Origin of the sequence: Paraburkholderia sp. BR10954 (assembly GCF_040965775.1) — a bacterium.
GTDB lineage: Bacteria > Pseudomonadota > Gammaproteobacteria > Burkholderiales > Burkholderiaceae > Paraburkholderia > Paraburkholderia youngii.
The window spans coordinates 1-430 of sequence record NZ_JBFRCK010000233.1 but is presented as its reverse complement, the minus strand read 5'-3'; the positions used below and the strand labels follow the sequence as shown (position 1 = coordinate 430).

The 430-nt window shown below is 67.4% G+C and carries 1 protein-coding gene; it reads left to right on the top strand.

Annotated features, from left to right (window positions below):
* Nucleotides 1-430 (top strand): EAL domain-containing protein (locus AB4Y34_RS42020; RefSeq protein ID WP_368719329.1); only part of this gene is annotated, 430 nt, incomplete at both ends.

Below are 430 nucleotides of genomic sequence, written 5' to 3'. Positions count from 1 at the left end.
GTCATGATCGTCGACATCGACCACTTCAAGACGGTGAACGACAGCCTGGGCCCCCTGGTGGGGGATGAGGTGCTGTGCGCCGTGGGCCAGCGCCTGGACGACGCCCGGCGGGCCGGTGACACGGTGGCGCGCCTGTCGGCCGACGAATACGGCGTGCTGATGGATGGCGTGCTGGACGTGAAGGCGGCGGTGGACGCGACGCTGAAAGCCCACAGCATCACGCCGGGGACGCTGAAGCTGGAAATCACGGAAAGCCTGTTGCTGGACGACCCCGGCCGCTGCCTGGGCATCATGGAGGCGCTGAAGAGCAAGGGCGTGAAGCTGTCGCTGGACGATTTCGGCACCGGCTGGTCCTCGCTGGCGACCCTGCGGCGGGTGCCGGTGGAGGCGCTGAAGATCGACAAGCAGTTCGTCCAGGCGATGGTGGAGG